Annotated in this window: 12 protein-coding genes; 6 read left to right on the top strand and 6 right to left on the bottom strand. The window is 68.6% G+C overall.

Going from position 1 to position 17418, the window contains the following annotated elements:
- Positions 1-234: 234 nt before the first annotated feature.
- The gene (asnB, locus tag SALPAC6_RS0100705) at positions 235-2196 is read right to left on the bottom strand and encodes an asparagine synthase (glutamine-hydrolyzing) (RefSeq protein ID WP_020493522.1); all 1962 of its coding nucleotides are present in this window, start codon (positions 2194-2196) and stop codon (positions 235-237) included.
- Positions 2197-2315: 119 nt separating this feature from the next.
- Between asnB and SALPAC6_RS0100710 the strand changes: the two genes are divergently transcribed.
- Both SALPAC6_RS0100710 and SALPAC6_RS0100715 read left to right on the top strand, forming a co-directional pair.
- Entirely contained in the window at positions 2316-3794 is a 1479-nt protein-coding gene (locus tag SALPAC6_RS0100710) for an aminopeptidase P family protein (protein ID WP_018251526.1), read from the top strand.
- 820 nt (positions 3795-4614) lie between these two features.
- A complete protein-coding gene (locus tag SALPAC6_RS0100715) occupies positions 4615-6513 on the top strand; it encodes a hypothetical protein (RefSeq protein WP_018251527.1) in 1899 nt (632 codons plus the stop codon).
- 67 nt (positions 6514-6580) lie between these two features.
- On the opposite strand, the gene pulA is transcribed toward SALPAC6_RS0100715, so the two are convergent.
- The 3 genes from pulA to SALPAC6_RS29595 form a co-directional block, all read right to left on the bottom strand.
- Positions 6581-9427, bottom strand: coding sequence for a pullulanase-type alpha-1,6-glucosidase (gene pulA, locus SALPAC6_RS0100720; protein WP_018251528.1), 2847 nt, complete (start codon positions 9425-9427; stop codon positions 6581-6583).
- Between the two features lie 124 nt (positions 9428-9551).
- Positions 9552-10163 (bottom strand): disulfide bond formation protein B, encoded by a 612-nt coding sequence (locus SALPAC6_RS0100725; RefSeq protein ID WP_018251529.1) that lies wholly within the window; start codon positions 10161-10163, stop codon positions 9552-9554.
- 15 nt (positions 10164-10178) lie between these two features.
- Positions 10179-10337 carry a DUF5993 family protein gene (locus tag SALPAC6_RS29595; RefSeq protein ID WP_188115244.1) on the bottom strand — a complete coding sequence of 53 codons (159 nt, stop codon included), beginning with the start codon at positions 10335-10337 and terminating at the stop codon, positions 10179-10181.
- A 222-nt stretch (positions 10338-10559) separates the two neighbouring features.
- On the opposite strand from SALPAC6_RS29595, the gene SALPAC6_RS0100735 reads away from it, so the two are divergent.
- Both SALPAC6_RS0100735 and SALPAC6_RS0100740 read left to right on the top strand, forming a co-directional pair.
- On the top strand, positions 10560-13403 hold the full coding sequence (locus SALPAC6_RS0100735; RefSeq protein WP_018251531.1) for an aconitate hydratase: 2844 nt from the start codon (positions 10560-10562) through the stop codon (positions 13401-13403).
- A 188-nt stretch (positions 13404-13591) separates the two neighbouring features.
- The gene (locus tag SALPAC6_RS0100740; RefSeq protein WP_018251532.1) at positions 13592-13840 is read left to right on the top strand and encodes a DUF2630 family protein; all 249 of its coding nucleotides are present in this window, start codon (positions 13592-13594) and stop codon (positions 13838-13840) included.
- 67 nt (positions 13841-13907) lie between these two features.
- Here the strand turns inward: SALPAC6_RS0100740 and SALPAC6_RS0100745 are convergent, their stop codons facing one another.
- Both SALPAC6_RS0100745 and SALPAC6_RS0100750 read right to left on the bottom strand, forming a co-directional pair.
- Positions 13908-14834 (bottom strand): serine protein kinase RIO, encoded by a 927-nt coding sequence (locus tag SALPAC6_RS0100745; protein WP_018251533.1) that lies wholly within the window; start codon positions 14832-14834, stop codon positions 13908-13910.
- A gap of 153 nt (positions 14835-14987) precedes the next feature.
- Positions 14988-15632, bottom strand: coding sequence for an HAD family hydrolase (locus SALPAC6_RS0100750; RefSeq protein ID WP_018251534.1), 645 nt, complete (start codon positions 15630-15632; stop codon positions 14988-14990).
- Between the two features lie 197 nt (positions 15633-15829).
- On the opposite strand from SALPAC6_RS0100750, the gene SALPAC6_RS0100755 reads away from it, so the two are divergent.
- Together SALPAC6_RS0100755 and SALPAC6_RS0100760 are read left to right on the top strand one after the other, a co-directional pair.
- Positions 15830-16402, top strand: a complete 573-nt coding sequence (locus tag SALPAC6_RS0100755) for a TetR/AcrR family transcriptional regulator (RefSeq protein ID WP_018223396.1) — start codon at positions 15830-15832, stop codon at positions 16400-16402.
- A 241-nt stretch (positions 16403-16643) separates the two neighbouring features.
- Positions 16644-17405 carry an SDR family oxidoreductase gene (locus SALPAC6_RS0100760; protein WP_018251535.1) on the top strand — a complete coding sequence of 254 codons (762 nt, stop codon included), beginning with the start codon at positions 16644-16646 and terminating at the stop codon, positions 17403-17405.
- Positions 17406-17418: the final 13 nt, after the last annotated feature.

Here is a 17418-nt window from a genome sequence, read left to right on the forward strand (position 1 = left end):
ACCTGCTCAGCTGGGCCGCCCGTACCCGCGGGGTCTCGCTACTCCGCCTGGAGACACTGATCTCGCCGGGTAGCTACACTCCGCCAGAGGGTGGGGTGTACTGCCCCGGGCTCTCCTACTGAGACCTCGCGAAGGAGGTCAGCTCGGGAGGTCGTCGGGGCGGCTCGTGGAGCCGCCCCGACGAGCCCGGCCCGCGCGGGTAACACCCGGGCGTGGACCCGAGGCTCCCCGCCCTCAGCGGACCATGCTGCCGACGACCGGCTTCGTCAGCAGGGCCGACTGGTTGCGCTGGATGCCCGGGTCCAGCGTCTTGGCAACGAAGATCGCATGCCAGATGCAGAAGATCAGCACCGTCCAGACCTTGCGGGAGTGGTCGGCCTCCTCCCGCTTGTGCTCATCGAGCAACCGCAGCGCGTACGGCAGGTCGATCAGGTCACCGGCGCCCGAAGTGGCCAGCATGTGCCGGGCCCACTCGTACATCTCTCCCCGCAGCCACACCCGGGTCGGGGTCGGGAAGCCCAACTTCCGGCGGTTCACGATGGCCGGCGGGACCACACCCTGTAACGCCTGGCGCATCGCGTACTTGGTGGCGTCGGAACGCGGGGGCAGTCGCAGTTCGACCGGAATCTTTGAGGCCACATCGAAAACCGCCCGGTCCAGGAAGGGCACCCGCACCTCCAGCGAGTGCGCCATCGAGATCCGGTCGGCCTTGACCAGGATGTCGCCGCGCAGCCAGGTGTAGAGGTCCACGTACTGCATCTTGGTGACATCGTCGAGTTCGGTGCACTCGGCGTAGATCGGGGCGGTGATGTCGGTGTAGCGCACCGAGGGGTCGTAGCGGCGCAGCAGGTGCTGCTTCTCCTCCTCGGTGAACATCCGTGCGTTGCCGTAGTAGCGCGCCTCGATCGGGGTGGTGCCGCGCTCCAGGAAGCTCTTGCCCTTGACCCCCTGCGGAATCGCCTTCGACACCGCCCGCAGCCCCTTCTGCACGCCGCCAGGCAGGCCGTTGACCGAGCTCAGCGAGAGCGGCTCCCGGTAGATCGTGTAACCGCCGAAAAACTCGTCGGCGCCCTCGCCGGAGAGCACCACCGTGACGTGTTCAGCGGCCTTGCGCGCCACGAAGTAGAGCGGCACCAGCGCCGGGTCGGCGACCGGATCGTCCAGGTGCCAGACGATCTTCGGCAGCGCCGCCATCATGTCCTGCGGCCCGATCTTGGTGGGAATGGTGGTGACATCGAGGTGGCGGGCCGACTCCTGGGCCACATCGATCTCCGAGTAACCGGGCACGTCGTAGCCGACCGTGAAGGTCAGAATGTTCGGGTTGAAATCCCGGGCCAGCGCCACCACCGCAGTGGAGTCGATCCCACTGGACAGGAACGAACCGACCGGGACATCCGACCGCATGTGAATCCGGACGCTGTCCCGCAGTGTCTCCCGGATCTCGTGGTAGAGCTTCTGCTCGTCCGGCACCGGAGCGGGCCGGAAGATCGGTCGGTACCACCGGCGGACATCGATTCGGCCGCCCGGCGTCCAGGTCAGGTACTCCCCCGAGCCGATCCGACGGATCCCTTGGTGCAGGGTGCCGGGCTCCGGCACGTACTGCAACGTCAGGTAGTGGCTGAGGCTGGCCGTGTCGATGCCAGCGTCACCCTGGTAGTTGGCCGGTGCGAACGGCAGCAGGGCCTTCTTCTCCGAGGCGAGGTAGAGGCCGTCAGCCGTTTCCAGATAGTGCAACGGCTTGATCCCGAAGTAGTCGCGCGCGCCGAAGGCGCGCCGCTCCTGCCGGTCCCAGATCACGAAGGCGAACATCCCCCGCAACCGGGTGAGCACCTGCTCACCCCAGTAGTGGTAGCCGGCGACGATCACCTCCCCGTCACCGGAGGTGGCGAACTGCGCCCCGTAGTTGCGAGCCAACTCCTCCCGCAGCTCGATGTAGTTGTAGATCTCGCCGTTGAAGGTCAGCAGGTAGCGCCCGTTCGCGTAGGGCAGCGGCTCGTGACTCGACGCCACATCGATGATCGCCAGCCGCTTGTGGGCGAACACGCCGTCCGCGTACTGGCCGGTCGCGTCGCCGACAACTTCCACCCCGGTCTCGTCCGGGCCACGATGGTGCAGGCATTCCAACGCGTTGGCGATGTGGTCGCGGTGAGCCGCGGCGTCCCCGCGCGCGCTGAAGAAGGCCAGGAGTCCGCACATGGTCGTCATCTTTTCACGCCCCCGTCGCGGCCGTAGCGGCCGTCTACGCAACAAGCCCCAGCTACCGGCCCGGCCCCATCGGATACCGTCGGGCCAGCGACAACGCGAAGGGAGCGGAGATGACCGAGGAACGCATTCACCGCGATCCAGGAGGCACGGAATCGCACGATCCGACATTCCCGGCGGCACTCCTGGCGTTCATGCGGCGGGGTTGGCGGGACAGCGCGCTGCCGGTCGTCCCGCACCCGGCGGCGCCCAACTACGCCACGCGCCGGGCGGCCCTCTCCGCGGCCTTTCCGGGCGAGACCCTGGTGATCCCCACCGGCGGCGAGCAGGTACGCGCCAACGACACCGCCCACCGATTCCGGCCGGGCAGCGACTTCGCGTACCTGACCGGCGACTACGAGCCGGACAGCGTGCTCATACTCCGTCCGACCGGTTCCGGACACGAGCCCCTCCTCTACCTGCGGCCACACACGTCCCGGCAGACCGACGAGTTCTTCCGGAGTCGGCACGGCGAGCTGTGGCTCGGCCGGCGACGCACCCTCGCGGAGAAGTCGAACGAGGTGGGCATGCCCACCGCCGACCTCGCTGACCTGGACGCCGCCCTGGCCGACCTCGCCCCGGCCCGAACCCGGGTACTGCGCGGCTTCGACGCCCGGGTTGACGCGGCCCTGCGCCCGTACGACGGCGGGCGGGAGCGGGAACAGCCGCCGCGTGACCAGGAGCTGGCCAGCACGATCTCCGAGCTCCGGCTGGTCAAGGACGAGTGGGAGATCGCCCAGCTCCAGGACGCGGTGGATGCCACGGTTCGCGGTTTCGAGGATGTGGCGCGGGCGCTCCCGGCCGACCAGGGAGTCTCCGAGCGGCTACTCGAGGGCATCTTCGCGCTGCGGGCCCGACACGACGGGAACGACATCGGGTACGGCTCGATTGTCGGCGCCAGCGAGCACGCCACGATCCTGCACTGGGTGCACAATCACGGCACCACCCGCCCGGGTGACCTACTGCTGATGGACATGGGCGTGGAGAACGACCACCTCTACACCGCCGACGTGACCCGGGTGCTCCCGGTGAGTGGTCGGTTCACCGCGCTACAGCGTCAGATCTACGACATCGTCTACACCGCGCAGCAGGCCGGCATCGAGTTCATCCGGCCGGGGGTGGCGTTCAGGGATGTGCACCTGACCTGTATGCGGGTTCTCGCCGAAGGCCTGGCCGAGTTGGGCCTGCTACCGGTCAGCGTGGACGAGGCGATGGACGAGAAGTCGGCGGTATACCGACGGTGGACTCTGCACGGCTTCGGACACATGCTCGGCATCGATGTGCACGACTGCGCAAACTCGCGCAGTGAGATGTACCGCGACGGCACCCTGGGCGAGGGCTATGTGCTCACCGTGGAGCCGGGCCTGTACTTCCAGCCCGAGGACGAGTTGGTACCGGAGGAGCTGCGCGGCATCGGCATCCGGATCGAGGACGACGTCCTGGTCACGGCGAACGGCACGATGAACCTCTCCGCCGGGCTCCCCCGGACCGCTGACGACGTGGAAACCTGGCTGGCTGAGCAGCGGGAGGCGGGCCCGCGCCTGCCGGGCTAACCCAGCCGGCCGGGCCTCGGGCCGCACCGATTTCGTTGGGGACTTTCCGCTCCGAAGCGACATCAGCGCAACCTTTTCCTTTATAGGGAGTTTCGTCCGTTTTGCGCCAGCTCGACCATTCACTCCCACGTGCCTCAAATAAGTAGCTTTTTCGGATACATCCTCATCCGCGATGGATCCTCTATTACGGTGTTCATCAGAGAGTGGAAGCCGATTTGTAGCAGGTCACGCCACCTTCGGCTGGTACGGGCCTTCTGGGAGCCGAAAGGGCGAACGCTCTGATGTCCACCAAGATCACAAATTACGCGCCAGGGGCGGCCCGACCCAGGCCATCCTCCACGCCAACCAGAACCACGGCCCCGCGCTGACCCGCACCACGGGCGGCGGCGTCGTCGTGCGGACGTTCGCGATCGAGGAGAACCAACCAACGAACCACCTGGGCAGCGCGGCCATCCCGGAACGCTGCTTTGGCTGAGTTCCCGCTGAGAGCACCACCACATAAAGCGGGCTCCTCCGACCGTCACCCGGCCGGAGGAGCCCGCACCGTCTCCGGGCGCCCCACACCACACGAACAACCCCGTCCAGGGTGCGACGCCCCGAAGTCGGCTGCCCCTACAGGCCTGGTCGCACCAGACCCGAGACCGAACCTCGTCCTGATCTAGCTACCAACACTACAAATGCGGACTTTCTTCGGATAAGCCCTCAAGGTGAAGATGTTTCTCATACGGTGCTTCTGGGAGCTACAACCGATTTGTAGTAGGGACACCGGCTTCGTGATGCTGCGTCCCTGTCTGGTACGAGGAGAGGGCAGAGAGCTCCGATGTACAACTACCTACCGAATAACAACGCGGCCGACCTGGAGGCGACGTCGAAGCGCCGGCGCAAGCTCTGGCTCGCCAGCGGCGTCGCCGGCGCGGTCGGCATCGCCCTGGTCGGCCTTACCGGAGTCGGTGCCGGCGCCGAGGAGGTGTCCGGCAACACCACCCAGGTCACCAAGGACGGCGAGCGGTCCGCCGAGGACCGGGACATGGGCCGCGAGGGCGACTGGGATAGCCGGCACGACTGGAAAGACCGCGAGAAGAAGGAGCGCGAAAGGAAGGTGCCCTGCAAGACCGACAAGCTGATCCAGGCGATCATCTACGCCAATGACAACCAGGGCGGCGTCCTCAAGCTGGCCAAGGACTGCACCTACACGCTGACCCGCTCCGACGACTTCGGCAACGGCCTGCCGGTGATCGAGGAACCGATTAAGCTCGTCGGCCACAACACCAAGATTGTCCGGGACAGCCAGGCCGACTCCTTCCGGATCTTCAATGTCGGCCGCGGCGGACATCTGAAGGTCGAGGGTCTGACCATCAAGGGCGGCAAGACCGTCGATGTCGAGCTGGGCGAGAACACCGCGGAAGCGGTGTGGGCGCGCTTCTCGAACTCGGTCGCGGCGGGCGAGGCAGCCCAGGCCGGTCAGCCGTACCTACCGCTGTTGCAGGGCGAGCCGCAGGGCACGGACGCCGATGCCGCCACGGCGACGCCGACCGAGACGGCAGACACGACGACCCCTGCCGCCACGGCAGCGTCCGCCGACGCGGCCAGCACGGCCGCGAACGCGGCTACCCCGGCCGACATGGCACAGACCACACAATGGTCAAACCGCGCCGGCGCTACCAATGGGGACGACGCCACCAACGGCCAGAACGCCAATGGCAACGGCAACGGCCAGAACGCCAATGGCAACGGCAACGGCCAGGACGCCAACGGCAACGGCCAGAACGCCAACGGCAACGGCAACGGCCAGAACGGCAACGGGGACGACGCCGCCGACGGGGACGACGCCGCCGACGTGCTCGTGGACGAGAATGTCAGTGACGGCGCCGGCGTCCTGGTGCAGTCCGGCGGCTCCGCCGAATTCGAGAAGTCCGTTCTGGAGTACAATGTCGCCGGCGGACTCGGAGGCGGGATCGCCAACTTCGGCAAGACCAGCCTCTACCACACCACGGTGCAGGATTCCGCCGCCCTCACCTACGGTGGCGGAATCTTCAACGCCGGCATCCTGAAGGTGTCTTCGTCGAAGGTGAAGGACAACGGTGCCCCCTTTGGTGGTGCCGGCATCGCCAACGGGGCGGCATTCGTCGGGGGTGACGACATCGAGGCCGGCACGGTCAAGCTCGAGAAGGCCGATGTCAGCGGGAACAACACGCTCGGCTTCGGCGGGGGCCTGCTCGACATCGGGGGCGACACCACGGTCAAGGACTCAAAGATCAATTCTAACCTGGCGCTCCTCGCCGGTGGTGGTATCACGGCGGTCGGGCAGAGCAACCTCTACGTGAAGGGCACAGAGGTTGCCGACAACGACACTGTCGGGGTTGGTGCCGGTATGGCCTTGACGCTCGGCGCCATTGCCAACGTGGACAAGAGCAAGATCGTGGGGAACAAGGCTGGCACCTTCGGTGGCGGCGTGTTCAACGTCCTCAGCGCGGTCACGCTCCGCTACAGCACAGTCTCCGAAAACACCGCCGGTATCGTCGGAGCCGGGATCTTCAACGTCGCGGGCAGTGTTGACCTGACCGCCACCAAGGTGTTGAAGAACCGCTCCCTCTTCGAGCCGGGTGGCGTCTTCAGCGCCTTTGGTGAAGTAACGGTGGACAACAAGTCCGCGATCAAGGGCAATTCCCCAACCAACTGCAAGGGTAGCCCCGACGAGATCGAGAACTGCTTCGGCTGATCGATCAGCTAGCCAGTCCGGCCCCCTCCGCGCCAGCGGAGGGGGCCGGACCCCACTGTTCCGGAGGTCACCGCTGCACGAAGACCGCCAGACTGCGGGCCGGAACCGTGAACGTGCCGCTGTCGGCCGCGAACAAGGAGGTCCGCAGCGTCTCATCGGCGGAGCTGCGCAGCTCTGGGTGCAGCCTGATGTCCGCCCCGCGCAGGTCGGTGAGTTGTTGGGTAGCCGACTCCGGCCTGGCGTTGAAGACCACCGTCACCGACCGCCAAGGACCACCCAACCCACGGCTGTCCAGCGTCATCGTCAGCACGCCGGGCTGCTCCGCGCGACCCGACAACGGGAACGCCACCCGCTGCTGCACCTGCTCCGCCGTCCGCAACCCGAACACCGGCGACGAGGAGCGAATTCGGAGCAGCTCGACATACCGCGCCTCGGCCAGGTCCATCGTCGCGCAACCGGGCACCAGCGTCGGGTCGGCCAGCAGGGGCCGGGCGTACGGCCACTTGTCCTTGTTGTCGGACTCGGCCGGGAGCCCGACGCCGAACCCGTTGCCCTGGGCACAGTCCCACCGGATCTGGTTGAACCAGTCACCCGAGTTGTACGAGTTTCGGTCCAGGGACTTCGACCGCAGCCGCTCACTGCCGGCGGTGACGAAGCCGGTGCCCTGGCCCAGCAGAGCCGTGCCGAGCGCAAGCACCTGCATCCGGGCTCGGTCCACCGGCGCGGTCTCCGCTGGCAGCTTGTACGCCAGCGCGTCGTACAGGATCTCGTTGTCGTGCGCATCGACGTAGGTGACCGACTCACCCGGAGCGGTCGTGTAGCCGGCTGGCGATCCGTTGTAGTCCACCTGCGCCCCGGTTACCTGCTCGCCGGCGGTGTTGGTGAACCGGTAGTCGCGCAGGTTGCCGGTGAGCCCCACCTTGATCAGGTCGTGCTGGTGCAGCAGGTGCGCGCGCTGCTCCGCCGTTGAACCGTTGACCGGGTCGTGGTTGGGGTCGGTGTACAGCCCGGAGGCGAAGCCCTGTCGCCGTGGGTTGGCGTCGAAGGGGCCACCCCCGCGCACCGCGTCCCGGAGCCGATCGTTGAAGGTGCCGATACCGGTGCCGGCCAGGTTGGCCTGGGTTGCCTGAACGAACCGGGCGCCGTCGGCCACCTCGCCGAAGTTCCAGCCCTCGCCATACAGCAGAATGCCGCGACCGTCGACCCCGTCGCGGGCGACGGTCAGCTCGTCCAGGGCGGCGCGGACGGCCAGCATGTTCGCCTTCGGATGGTGCCCCATCAGGTCGAACCGGAAGCCGTCCACCTTGTACTCTTTCGCCCAGGTGACCACCGAGTCGACCACGAGCTTGCCCATCATGGCGTGCTCGGGTGCGGTGTTGGCGCAGCAGGTTGAGGTGGCGACCGAGCCATCTGCCAGCAGCCGGTGGTAGTAGCCGGGAACCACTTGGTCCAGCACCGAGTCCGGGTCGGTGCCCGTCGCCGAGGTGTGGTTGTAGACGACATCGAGCACCACCCGCAGCCCGGCGTCGTTCACCCCGGCGACCATCCGCCGGAACTCGGTGGTCCGCGCCGCTCCGGCTGGGTCAACGGCGTAGCCACCCTCCGGCACGGTGTAGTGCAGCGGGTCGTACCCCCAGTTGTAGCCGTCGGTGTCGGCGACCGCGGCGACGCATCGCTGCTGTTCGTCCGAGTCCGGCGGGAGCGCCGCCAGGTCGCAGGGGGGTTGCTGCTGGTCGGAGCGGCGTTCCGGGATCGTGGCGAAGTCGAACGCCGGAAGTAGGTGCAGGTGGGTCGTACCGGCATCGCCGAGCGCCCTCAGGTGTCGCATCCCCGCCGTGCTCGGGTCGGTGAAGGCACGGAAGGTGCCGCGTCGCTCGGCCGGCACCGTGCTGTCAGCGATCGAGAAGTCCCGCACCGACAGCTCGGAGATCTGCGCCTGCGTCGCCGGGACCGCCGCCGGTTTACGCAGCCGTGTCCAGCCTGGTGGCGCGAGCCGTGGGTCGGCGAGGTCGACGATCTGGCTGTGGGTGGAGTCGGGGGCGAGGGCCAGCGAGTACGGGTCGGTCACCGCCGCGGTGACCATCTGCTGCTCGGCCGGCTGCCACGCCTCGACCTGATAGCGGTAGTACTTCCCGGTCCAGGAGGGGGTTCCCCGCACCGACCACACGCCGGTGCGGTCGTCCCGGCGCATGGGGATTTGCCGCGGTCGCGACGTCGGTGTGTCGAACAATTGCAGTGCCACCGTACGGGCGGTGGGGGCCCAGACCGCGAGCGTCGGCGCCGCACCGGCGAAGGTCGGGCCGAGCCGCGCCCGGGTCGCCGAGGCGTAGACGTCGTCGAGCACTCCGGGGATCTGGACGCCGGTGGCGGCGCGGAGGATGCCCGCGGCGTCCCGCTCGGTCACCACGAGTTGTCCGCGCAGCGCCGCCGGCACATCGGCCAGGTGCTGTCGGTTCAGGGTGAGGGCCTGATACGCCCCCAGGTGCGGGAACCGCTCGCGCTGTTCCGCGGTCAGCCCGTGCCGCCGGACCTGCAGCGGGATCGTCCGGTACGTCCCGGTGAGTTCGCCGTCAACCAGGGTCACCCCGCCGGCCGCGGCGGTCACCAGGGCGTACGTCGTGCGGTCCGGGACCTCGGTCGGCCAGGCGACCGTGCGGCGGTCGATCCAGTGCGCCTTCTGCCCGGTGAGGTCGAGGCCGACGGTGGTCCCGGTTTCCGGTTGTTGGTGACTACCGGCGGCGAGCAGCGTGGTGGCGAGGTGCTCGGCGGTCCACGGCTCGGCACCGGTCACGGCCAGCACATCGGCATCGTCGGGCGGTTCAGGGTGAACGAAGGTGGTGGTGCCGGCGAGGGTGAGGGTCGCCAGCGAGGCGAGAGTGAGCAGCGCCTTGCGCGGAATCGGCGGGGGTTTCATCGACGGCCTTCCTCTGGTCGCTGATGAGCCGCACGCTAGCTGCCGCTGAAATTTTCTGCAATACCTTGCAACCACAGTCGGAGGCGGGCAGACATCTTGCACGGCTCACGCCCGGACGCAGCCCTCACCCCACCGCGCCGCCTGACATCGCCGCAGCGCCCAGCAGTGGCAGGCCATGGAAGGTCTCGTAGCGAGTGGGGTCGGGCGGCAGGAACCAGTGGAAGCCCAGTTCGAAGAAGACCGCCACCAGGTTCGCCGCCACAATCACCAGGAACAGCCCGCAGACCACCTTCGACGCCCAGCCGAACCGCACTCCCCGCGGCACCAGCTCACGGCCGAAGATGAGGCTCACTCCACAGAACACCAACACGACGCAGAACGTGATAAACGACCAGGTGTAGAGGTGCAGCCCAAGAACGGCCGACCCGTAGCCGGGATCTGGCGGCACGATGTGCAGCAGAATCTGACGGGCCGCCACGCCGGCGCCGACCACGGCGGCGACGATACTCATTCCGTAACCCATGGTGTAGTCGGCGAGCGTTACGTCTCCACGGCGGGCCCGCCCGATGATGTAGAGCGGCCCACACATCACCAGGATCATGGCCTGCCGTTGCAGGATGCAGAGCGGGCATGGGAGCTCGTCGGCCCCAAACTGCACCACGAACCCGGCAAGCAGCACACCGCAGTAGGCGAGAACGAAGAGGTGCGCGAGCCAGAAGCCCAGGCGGCCGGTCATGACACCCCTTATCGATCAGAAGTTCAGCGACAGTTTCGCCGCCATGTGGTGGTTGAACACCGCCAGGACGGCGCAGAGCGCAACCGTCCACACGACGAGGACCGTCGCACGCCGACTGCCCCGCACGGTGAGCCAGCCGGCGAGGAGCAGCACCGCAAAGATTAATATTGCCATTTACCGACGATATAGCAACCAGAGGTAAATTCCGGGCCAAAATGACCAAAACGACATCGACGCCCACCAGCGCCGGCCCACTCCACCCGCGAGCCGAGGTTGCATGAATAGCAAGACGGACGTACGGTTTTTACGCGCAGTCGGTGCAGGTAAGGGCCACCTAAGCACCGCACCGCCCCCGTCGGTGCGACAGACTGCTCAGGACTGCTCACGGCCACTGGTGTGAAGGAGTACGACGTGGCGAGCCTCGACACCTTCGGTGCGAAGACCCAGCTGCGCGTCGGCGACGCGAGCTACGAGATTTTCAAGATCAACAAGGTGCAGGGGCACGAACGGCTCCCCTACAGCCTGAAAATCCTCCTGGAGAACCTGCTCCGGACCGAGGACGGCGCGAACATCACCGCCGACCACATCCGGCAGCTCGGTGCCTGGGAGCCGACCGCGGACCCGAGCGTGGAGATCCAGTTCACCCCGGCACGGGTGCTGATGCAGGACTTCACCGGCGTGCCCTGCGTGGTTGACCTGGCCACCATGCGTGAGGCCGTGCGGGATCTGGGGGGCGACCCGACCAAGGTCAACCCGCTCGCCCCGGCCGAGTTGGTCATCGACCACTCCGTGATCGCCGACCTGTTCGGCCGCGAGGACGCCTTCCAGCGCAACGTAGAGCTGGAGTACGAGCGCAACAAGGAGCGCTACCAGTTCCTGCGCTGGGGTCAGACCGCGTTCAACGAGTTCAAGGTCGTCCCGCCGGGCACCGGCATCGTGCACCAGGTCAACATCGAATACCTCGCCCGTACGGTGATGGAGCGCAACGGCCAGGCCTACCCGGACACGGTGGTCGGCACCGACTCGCACACCACGATGGTCAACGGCCTCGGCGTGCTCGGCTGGGGCGTCGGCGGCATCGAGGCCGAGGCCGCGATGCTCGGCCAGCCGGTCAGCATGCTCATTCCCCGGGTCGTCGGCTTCAAGCTCTCCGGTGAGATGCCGGCCGGCACCACCGCCACCGACCTGGTCCTGACCATCACCGAGATGCTGCGCAAGCACGGTGTGGTCGGCAAGTTCGTCGAGTTCTACGGCCCCGGCGTCAGCGCGGTGCCACTGGCCAACCGGGCCACCATCGGCAACATGTCCCCGGAGTACGGCTCCACTGTCGCGATCTTCCCGATCGACGCCGAAACCGTGCGCTACCTGGAGCTGACCGGGCGCGACCCGCAGCAGGTCGCGCTTGTCGAGGCGTACGCGAAGGAGCAGGGCCTCTGGCACGACCCGGCCGCGGAGCCGAACTACTCGGAGCGGCTGGAGCTGGACCTGGGCAGCATCGAGCCCTCGCTCGCCGGCCCGAAGCGGCCCCAGGACCGGGTGCCGCTGGGCAACGCCAAGACCTTGTTCCGGGCAGCGCTCACCGAATACGTCGCCGCGGACGCGGCCGGCAGCGAACAGGGCATCAGCGGCCCCGCCGACGAGGCCAGCGCTGAGTCCTTCCCGGCCAGCGACGCCCCCGCCAACGAGGTCACCGACCCCGCTGACGCCCCACGCGAACTGGTGACCGCGGCGGTGGGCGCTGGCGGCCGGGCCACCAACCCGATCCGGGTCACCGGCGCCGACGGCACCGAGTTCGAGCTGGACCACGGTGCGGTGGTGATCGCCGCCATCACTTCCTGCACCAACACCTCCAACCCGCAGGTGATGATCGGCGCCGCGCTGCTGGCCCGCAACGCGGTGGAGCGGGGTCTGGCCCGCAAGCCGTGGGTGAAGACCACCCTCGCCCCGGGCTCGAAGGTCGTCATGGACTACTACGAGCGGGCCGGCCTCACCCCGTACCTGGAGAAGCTCGGCTTCCACCTGGTCGGCTACGGCTGCACCACCTGCATCGGCAACTCCGGCCCGTTGCCGGAAGAGATCTCCGCGGCGGTGAACGAGAAGGACCTCTCGGTCGTCTCGGTGCTCTCCGGCAACCGCAACTTCGAGGGCCGGATCAACCCAGACGTCAAGATGAACTACCTGGCGTCTCCGCCGCTGGTGGTCGCGTACGCGCTCGCCGGCACCATGGACATCGACCTGGCCAACGAGCCGATCGGCGAGGACGCCCAGGGGAACCCGGTGTTCCTGCGCGACATCTGGCCGAGCAGCACCGAGATCCAGGAGGTCATCGCCGCCGCGATCGGCGCCGGTGGCTTCAGCTCGGCGTACGCGGATGTCTTCGCCGGTGACGAGCGGTGGCAGTCGCTGCCGACGCCGACCGGCGACACCTTCGCCTGGGAGGGCGAGTCGACCTACGTCCGCAAGCCCCCGTACTTCGAGGGCATGCAGCGCGAGCCCGCTCCGGTCCGCGACATCGGGGCGGCGCGGGTCCTGGCCAAGCTCGGCGACTCGGTAACCACCGACCACATCTCGCCCGCTGGTGCGATCAAGGCCGACTCCCCCGCTGGTCGGTACCTCGCCGAGCACGGCGTGCCGCGGCACGAGTTCAACTCGTACGGCTCCCGCCGGGGTAACCACGAGGTGATGATTCGGGGCACCTTCGCCAACATCCGGTTGCGCAACCAGCTTCGGGTGCCCAGTGGCGACTCCGCCGCCGGGGCCGCGCTTCCGGAGGGCGGCTTCACGGTCAACCACCTGACCGGCGAAGAGAGCACCATCTACGAGGCCGCGGAGGCCTACCAGGAGGCGGGGATCCCGCTGATCATCCTGGCCGGTAAGGAGTACGGTTCGGGCTCGTCCCGGGACTGGGCCGCCAAGGGCACGATGCTGCTGGGCGTCAAGGCGGTCATCGCCGAGTCATACGAGCGGATCCACCGCTCCAACCTGATCGGTATGGGCGTCCTGCCATTGCAGTTCCCGGCCGGTGAGACCGCCGAGTCGCTGGGCCTGTCCGGCACCGAGTCCTTCTGCGTCACCGGAGTCACCACCCTCAACGAGGGCGACACCCCGCGGACCGTGCAGGTCACCACCGACACCGGGGTCGAGTTCGACGCGGTGGTGCGCATCGACACTCCGGGAGAGGCGGACTACTTCCGGCACGGCGGCATCCTGCAGTACGTGCTGCGCCGGATGATCGGCTAGAGCGGTAACGGACGGGGCTCCCACCGGTGTGGGGGCCCCGTCGCGATCCACCCGGGGTCAGGCTGGTGTCCGTCCTGAGCTGCGCCATCGGGCCGGGGCTACGTACCGAAGCGGCTGACCGGACGTCGCCGCGAGACAGCAGCCCGATCTCGGGTGTGATCTCGCCATGCTGTGCCAGGCTCGTGGTCATGGACGACAAGACCATCCTGAAGCGCATCTCCGAGCTGGTTGACGAGGAACACCAGCTCCGCGCCGCGGCCCAGGCCAACGAGGAGGGCACCGACGACGAGAGCCGCGACCGGCTCCGGGATCTGGCGGCGTCGCTGGACCAGTGCTGGGACCTGCTCCGCCGGCGGCGTGCCGCCCGCTCCACCCACGGCGACCCGGACGCCCAGGGCGTACGTCCGGCGCCAGAGGTGGCACGCTACCTCCAGTAGGGGCGGGCACCGTGCCCTCCCGCCACTCGAGGCGGTGTTCAACGCGGGCCGCCACCCCGAGCAGTGCTCAACCCAGGCCCGCCTCCCGGAGCAGACGTTCGGTGAGGGCTAGCGGGTCGGCCTGCTCCGCCGGCAGGCCACGGGCGACGAACCAGGTGGCGACCACCCGAACGTCTCGGGCCAGGTACTCCGGCCCCTGCGGATTGGCGACCAGGTCCACGACCTGAGGCAGGTCGATGAGGACCAGGCGCCCCTGGTGCACCAGCAGGTTGTAGGGCGACAGGTCACCGTGGGCGTGGCCAGCCCGAGCGAGTGCCACCAGCGCCTCGACGAGTTGTTCCCACAGGTCGCACAGGTCGGCCTCCGCCGGCCGAAGCTGCGCCAGCCGTGGGGCGGCCTGCCCCTCGTCGCAGTCACCGAGAAACTCCAGCATCAGCTCGGTGCCGCGTAGCTGGACCGGGTAGGGCACCCTGATCGTGCCGTACCGGGCACCGATCTCCCAGAGGCGGCCGAGCATGGCGAACTCCGCCGCCGCCCACTGTCCGGCGATCATCTGCCGGCCGAACGCGGTTCGCCGGGTCATCGCCCGCATCTCCCGGGAGCGTCGGACGCGCCGCCCCTCCAGATAGCCCGCGTCCCGGTGGAAGAGCCGGTGGTCGGCATCTCGGTATCGTTTGGCCGCGAGTAGGCAGGACCGATCGGTGTCGGGCACGGCGCGGCGGACGAGATGGACGTCCGCCTCCTTGCCGGTCTTGAGCACGCCCAGATCGGTGTCCTTGGCGGCCAGCTCCGTCACCAGCCAGGCGGGGTATGGCTGGGGACCGTGGACCGCGTCGTCCCAGGTCGACCAGGTCTGGGCGCCCGGCAGCGGGTCGGTGTCAGCGGGCTGCGGCCCGGCTCGCCGCCCGCGCGTGGTGAAGCGTGGTTCGTCATCGTCGAAGCGGCGTCTGCCGCGGTTCCGGCGCTCCGGCGCCGGAGAGTCGTGATCGCGCACTGCGGTGAGATCCCTCGGTCGAGGTCAATGAAGACAGCTGGAAGTGACCTGTGCAGACGGCCATGACCGACCTCCTCTCCTCGACGGGCCACTCGCCCGGGATGCATCGTGCGGCCCCATACTCGCCGTCGGATCGCCACACGGCAACCGGAATTACGCCGCGAGCACCGCGGCGAGGCCGGCGATCAGACCGTCGACCGTGAAGGTGGGGGCGAACCGTCCGTCGGTCCAGGTACGCCCCCGGTGCAGCCAGACGCTGGGCAACCCCATGGCCGCGGCACCGCCGATGTCCGCCTCCGGGCCGTCGCCGACCACCCAGGCCCCGCGCAGCGGCATCCGAACCCGCTGCGCGGCCAGGGCGAAGATTCGCGGGTTCGGCTTGCTGACGCCAGCCGCCTCGGAGATCACCCAGTCGACCAGGTAGCGGTCCAGCCCGGTTCGCCGGATCTTCTCCTCCTGCTGTCGTACCGCCCCGTTGCAGACCACCACCGGCATCCACCCGGCGTCACCGACGATCCGCAGCGCGCATGCCACCAGTGGATCAAGTCGGGTGCCGGCGAGCACCCCGTCGTGCAGCTCCTCCACCAGGTCGACCGAGCGGACCGCCAACGAGTAGCGGTTACGGATCGCATCGGCCACATCCCACCGATCGGTAAGCCCGTCCGCGTCAACGGAGAGCAGCCAATCGAGGTCACCTGGCGGCGCACCGATTTTGACCAGGAAGCGCTCACTCCAGGACCGGAACACATTTTCTCGATCGAGCAGGGTGTTGTCCAGGTCAAGAAGGAGCAGCGGCACTCCGGCACCTTACGGGACCGAGACATCCGCCCGACAGACCCAGACAGCCAAATGGCCAGAATTTTATGACAAACGGATGAAAACCTGGCAGGATGATTCGCCGAAGAGGGCGGACTCGGGGCTACCAGCCGGCGGGTCAAACCACAAGCCGTACGTACGGTTTGCGGGACGCCCGGGTGGTTTGACACGATCGACCCGTGCCCAGAGTAAGTCAGGACCAACTTGACGCGCGCCGGCAGGAGATCCTCACCGCCGCCCGGGTCTGCTTCGCTCGACACGGGTACGAGGGCGCCACCGTGCGCCGCCTGGAGGAGGCGACCGGGCTGTCCCGCGGAGCGATCTTCCACCACTTCCGCGACAAGGACTCCCTCTTCCTCGCCGTGGCCGAGGACGATGCGGCGGCGATGGTCGAAACTGTCGCCCGCAATGGCCTGGTGCAGGTGATGCGCGACTTGCTGGCCCGGGCTGCCTCCCCCGACACGACGGGCTGGCTGGGCAGCCAGCTGGAGGTCTCGCGCCGGCTCCGCACCGATCCCGCCTTCGCCCGACGGTGGACCGAACGGTCCGCGGCGATCGCCGAGGCCACCCGCGACCGCCTACTCCGCCAGCGCGAGGCGGGCGTCCTCCGCGACGACATCCCTCTCGATGTGCTCGCCCAGTTCCTGAAGCTGGCGTACGACGGTCTGGTCCTGCACCTGGCGATGGGCCGTCCCGCCGACGACCTCGGACCGGTGCTCAACCTGGTCGAGGAGGCAGTCCGCCGGCGTTGATCATCCCTGCCCTGGCGGCCTCCTTTCCGTGGGCACCGGTGACCCACAGTGGGTTCCATCCCCCACGACTGAACATCTCTGGCGGGGCTCCGCAGCGCTGGCGCGGTCAACGTGGACCCGGATCGGCGGTTGACCACCAGCGACCCGCTGCCCCTCGCCGGACGGGTGCGCCTCCTACGTCCCGCCCGCCGCCGGACCCAGCCGGTCCGCTTGACGGTGCCGGATGCGGCAGGATCAGGGCATGGATCTCGGCGTGAACGACCGCGTGTACGTGCTTACCGGTGCTTCCCGGGGCCTCGGCTTCGCGACCGCCGAGGCGCTCGTCGCCGACGGGGCTCGGGTCGTCCTCGCCGCCCGGGACGCCGAGGCGGTGACCGCCGCCGCCCACCGCCTCGGTGGCCCCGCGTACGCCGTCGGCGTGACCGCCGACCTGGCCGACCCGGAGCTGCCCGAGCGGCTGACGGCGACCGCCCGGGACACGTTCGGACGGCTGGACGGCGCGCTGGTGTCGGTCGGCGGCCCACCTCCGGGTAGTGCGGCCACGGTGACCGACGAGCAGTGGCGCAGCTCCTTCGAAACGATCTTCCTCGGCACCGTTCGAATGGCCCGGACCGTCGCCGCCGCGCTGCCCGCTGGCGGAGTGATCGGGCTGGTGCTGTCCACCTCGGCCCGGGCGCCGCTGGCCGGCCTCGGCATCTCCAACGGCCTTCGGCCCGGCCTGGCCGGGGTCGCCAAGGACATGGCCGACGAGTACGGCCCCCGGGGCGTCCGGGTGGTGGGGCTGCTGCCAGGGCGGATCCTGACCGACCGAAACGCGCAGCTCTTCGCGGCCGCCGGGGACCCCGAACAGGCCCGCGCCACGGCGGAGGCGGAGATCCCGCTCCGCCGGCTGGGTGAGCCGGCGGAGTTCGGCCGGGTGGCCGCCTTTGTGCTCTCCCCCGCCGCCAGCTACCTGACCGGAATCACGCTACCGGTGGATGGCGGCGCACTGCGCGGCCTGTAGTCACCCAGTTCCC

Origin of the sequence: Salinispora mooreana (assembly GCF_000379065.1) — a bacterium.
Taxonomy (GTDB): domain Bacteria; phylum Actinomycetota; class Actinomycetes; order Mycobacteriales; family Micromonosporaceae; genus Micromonospora; species Micromonospora mooreana.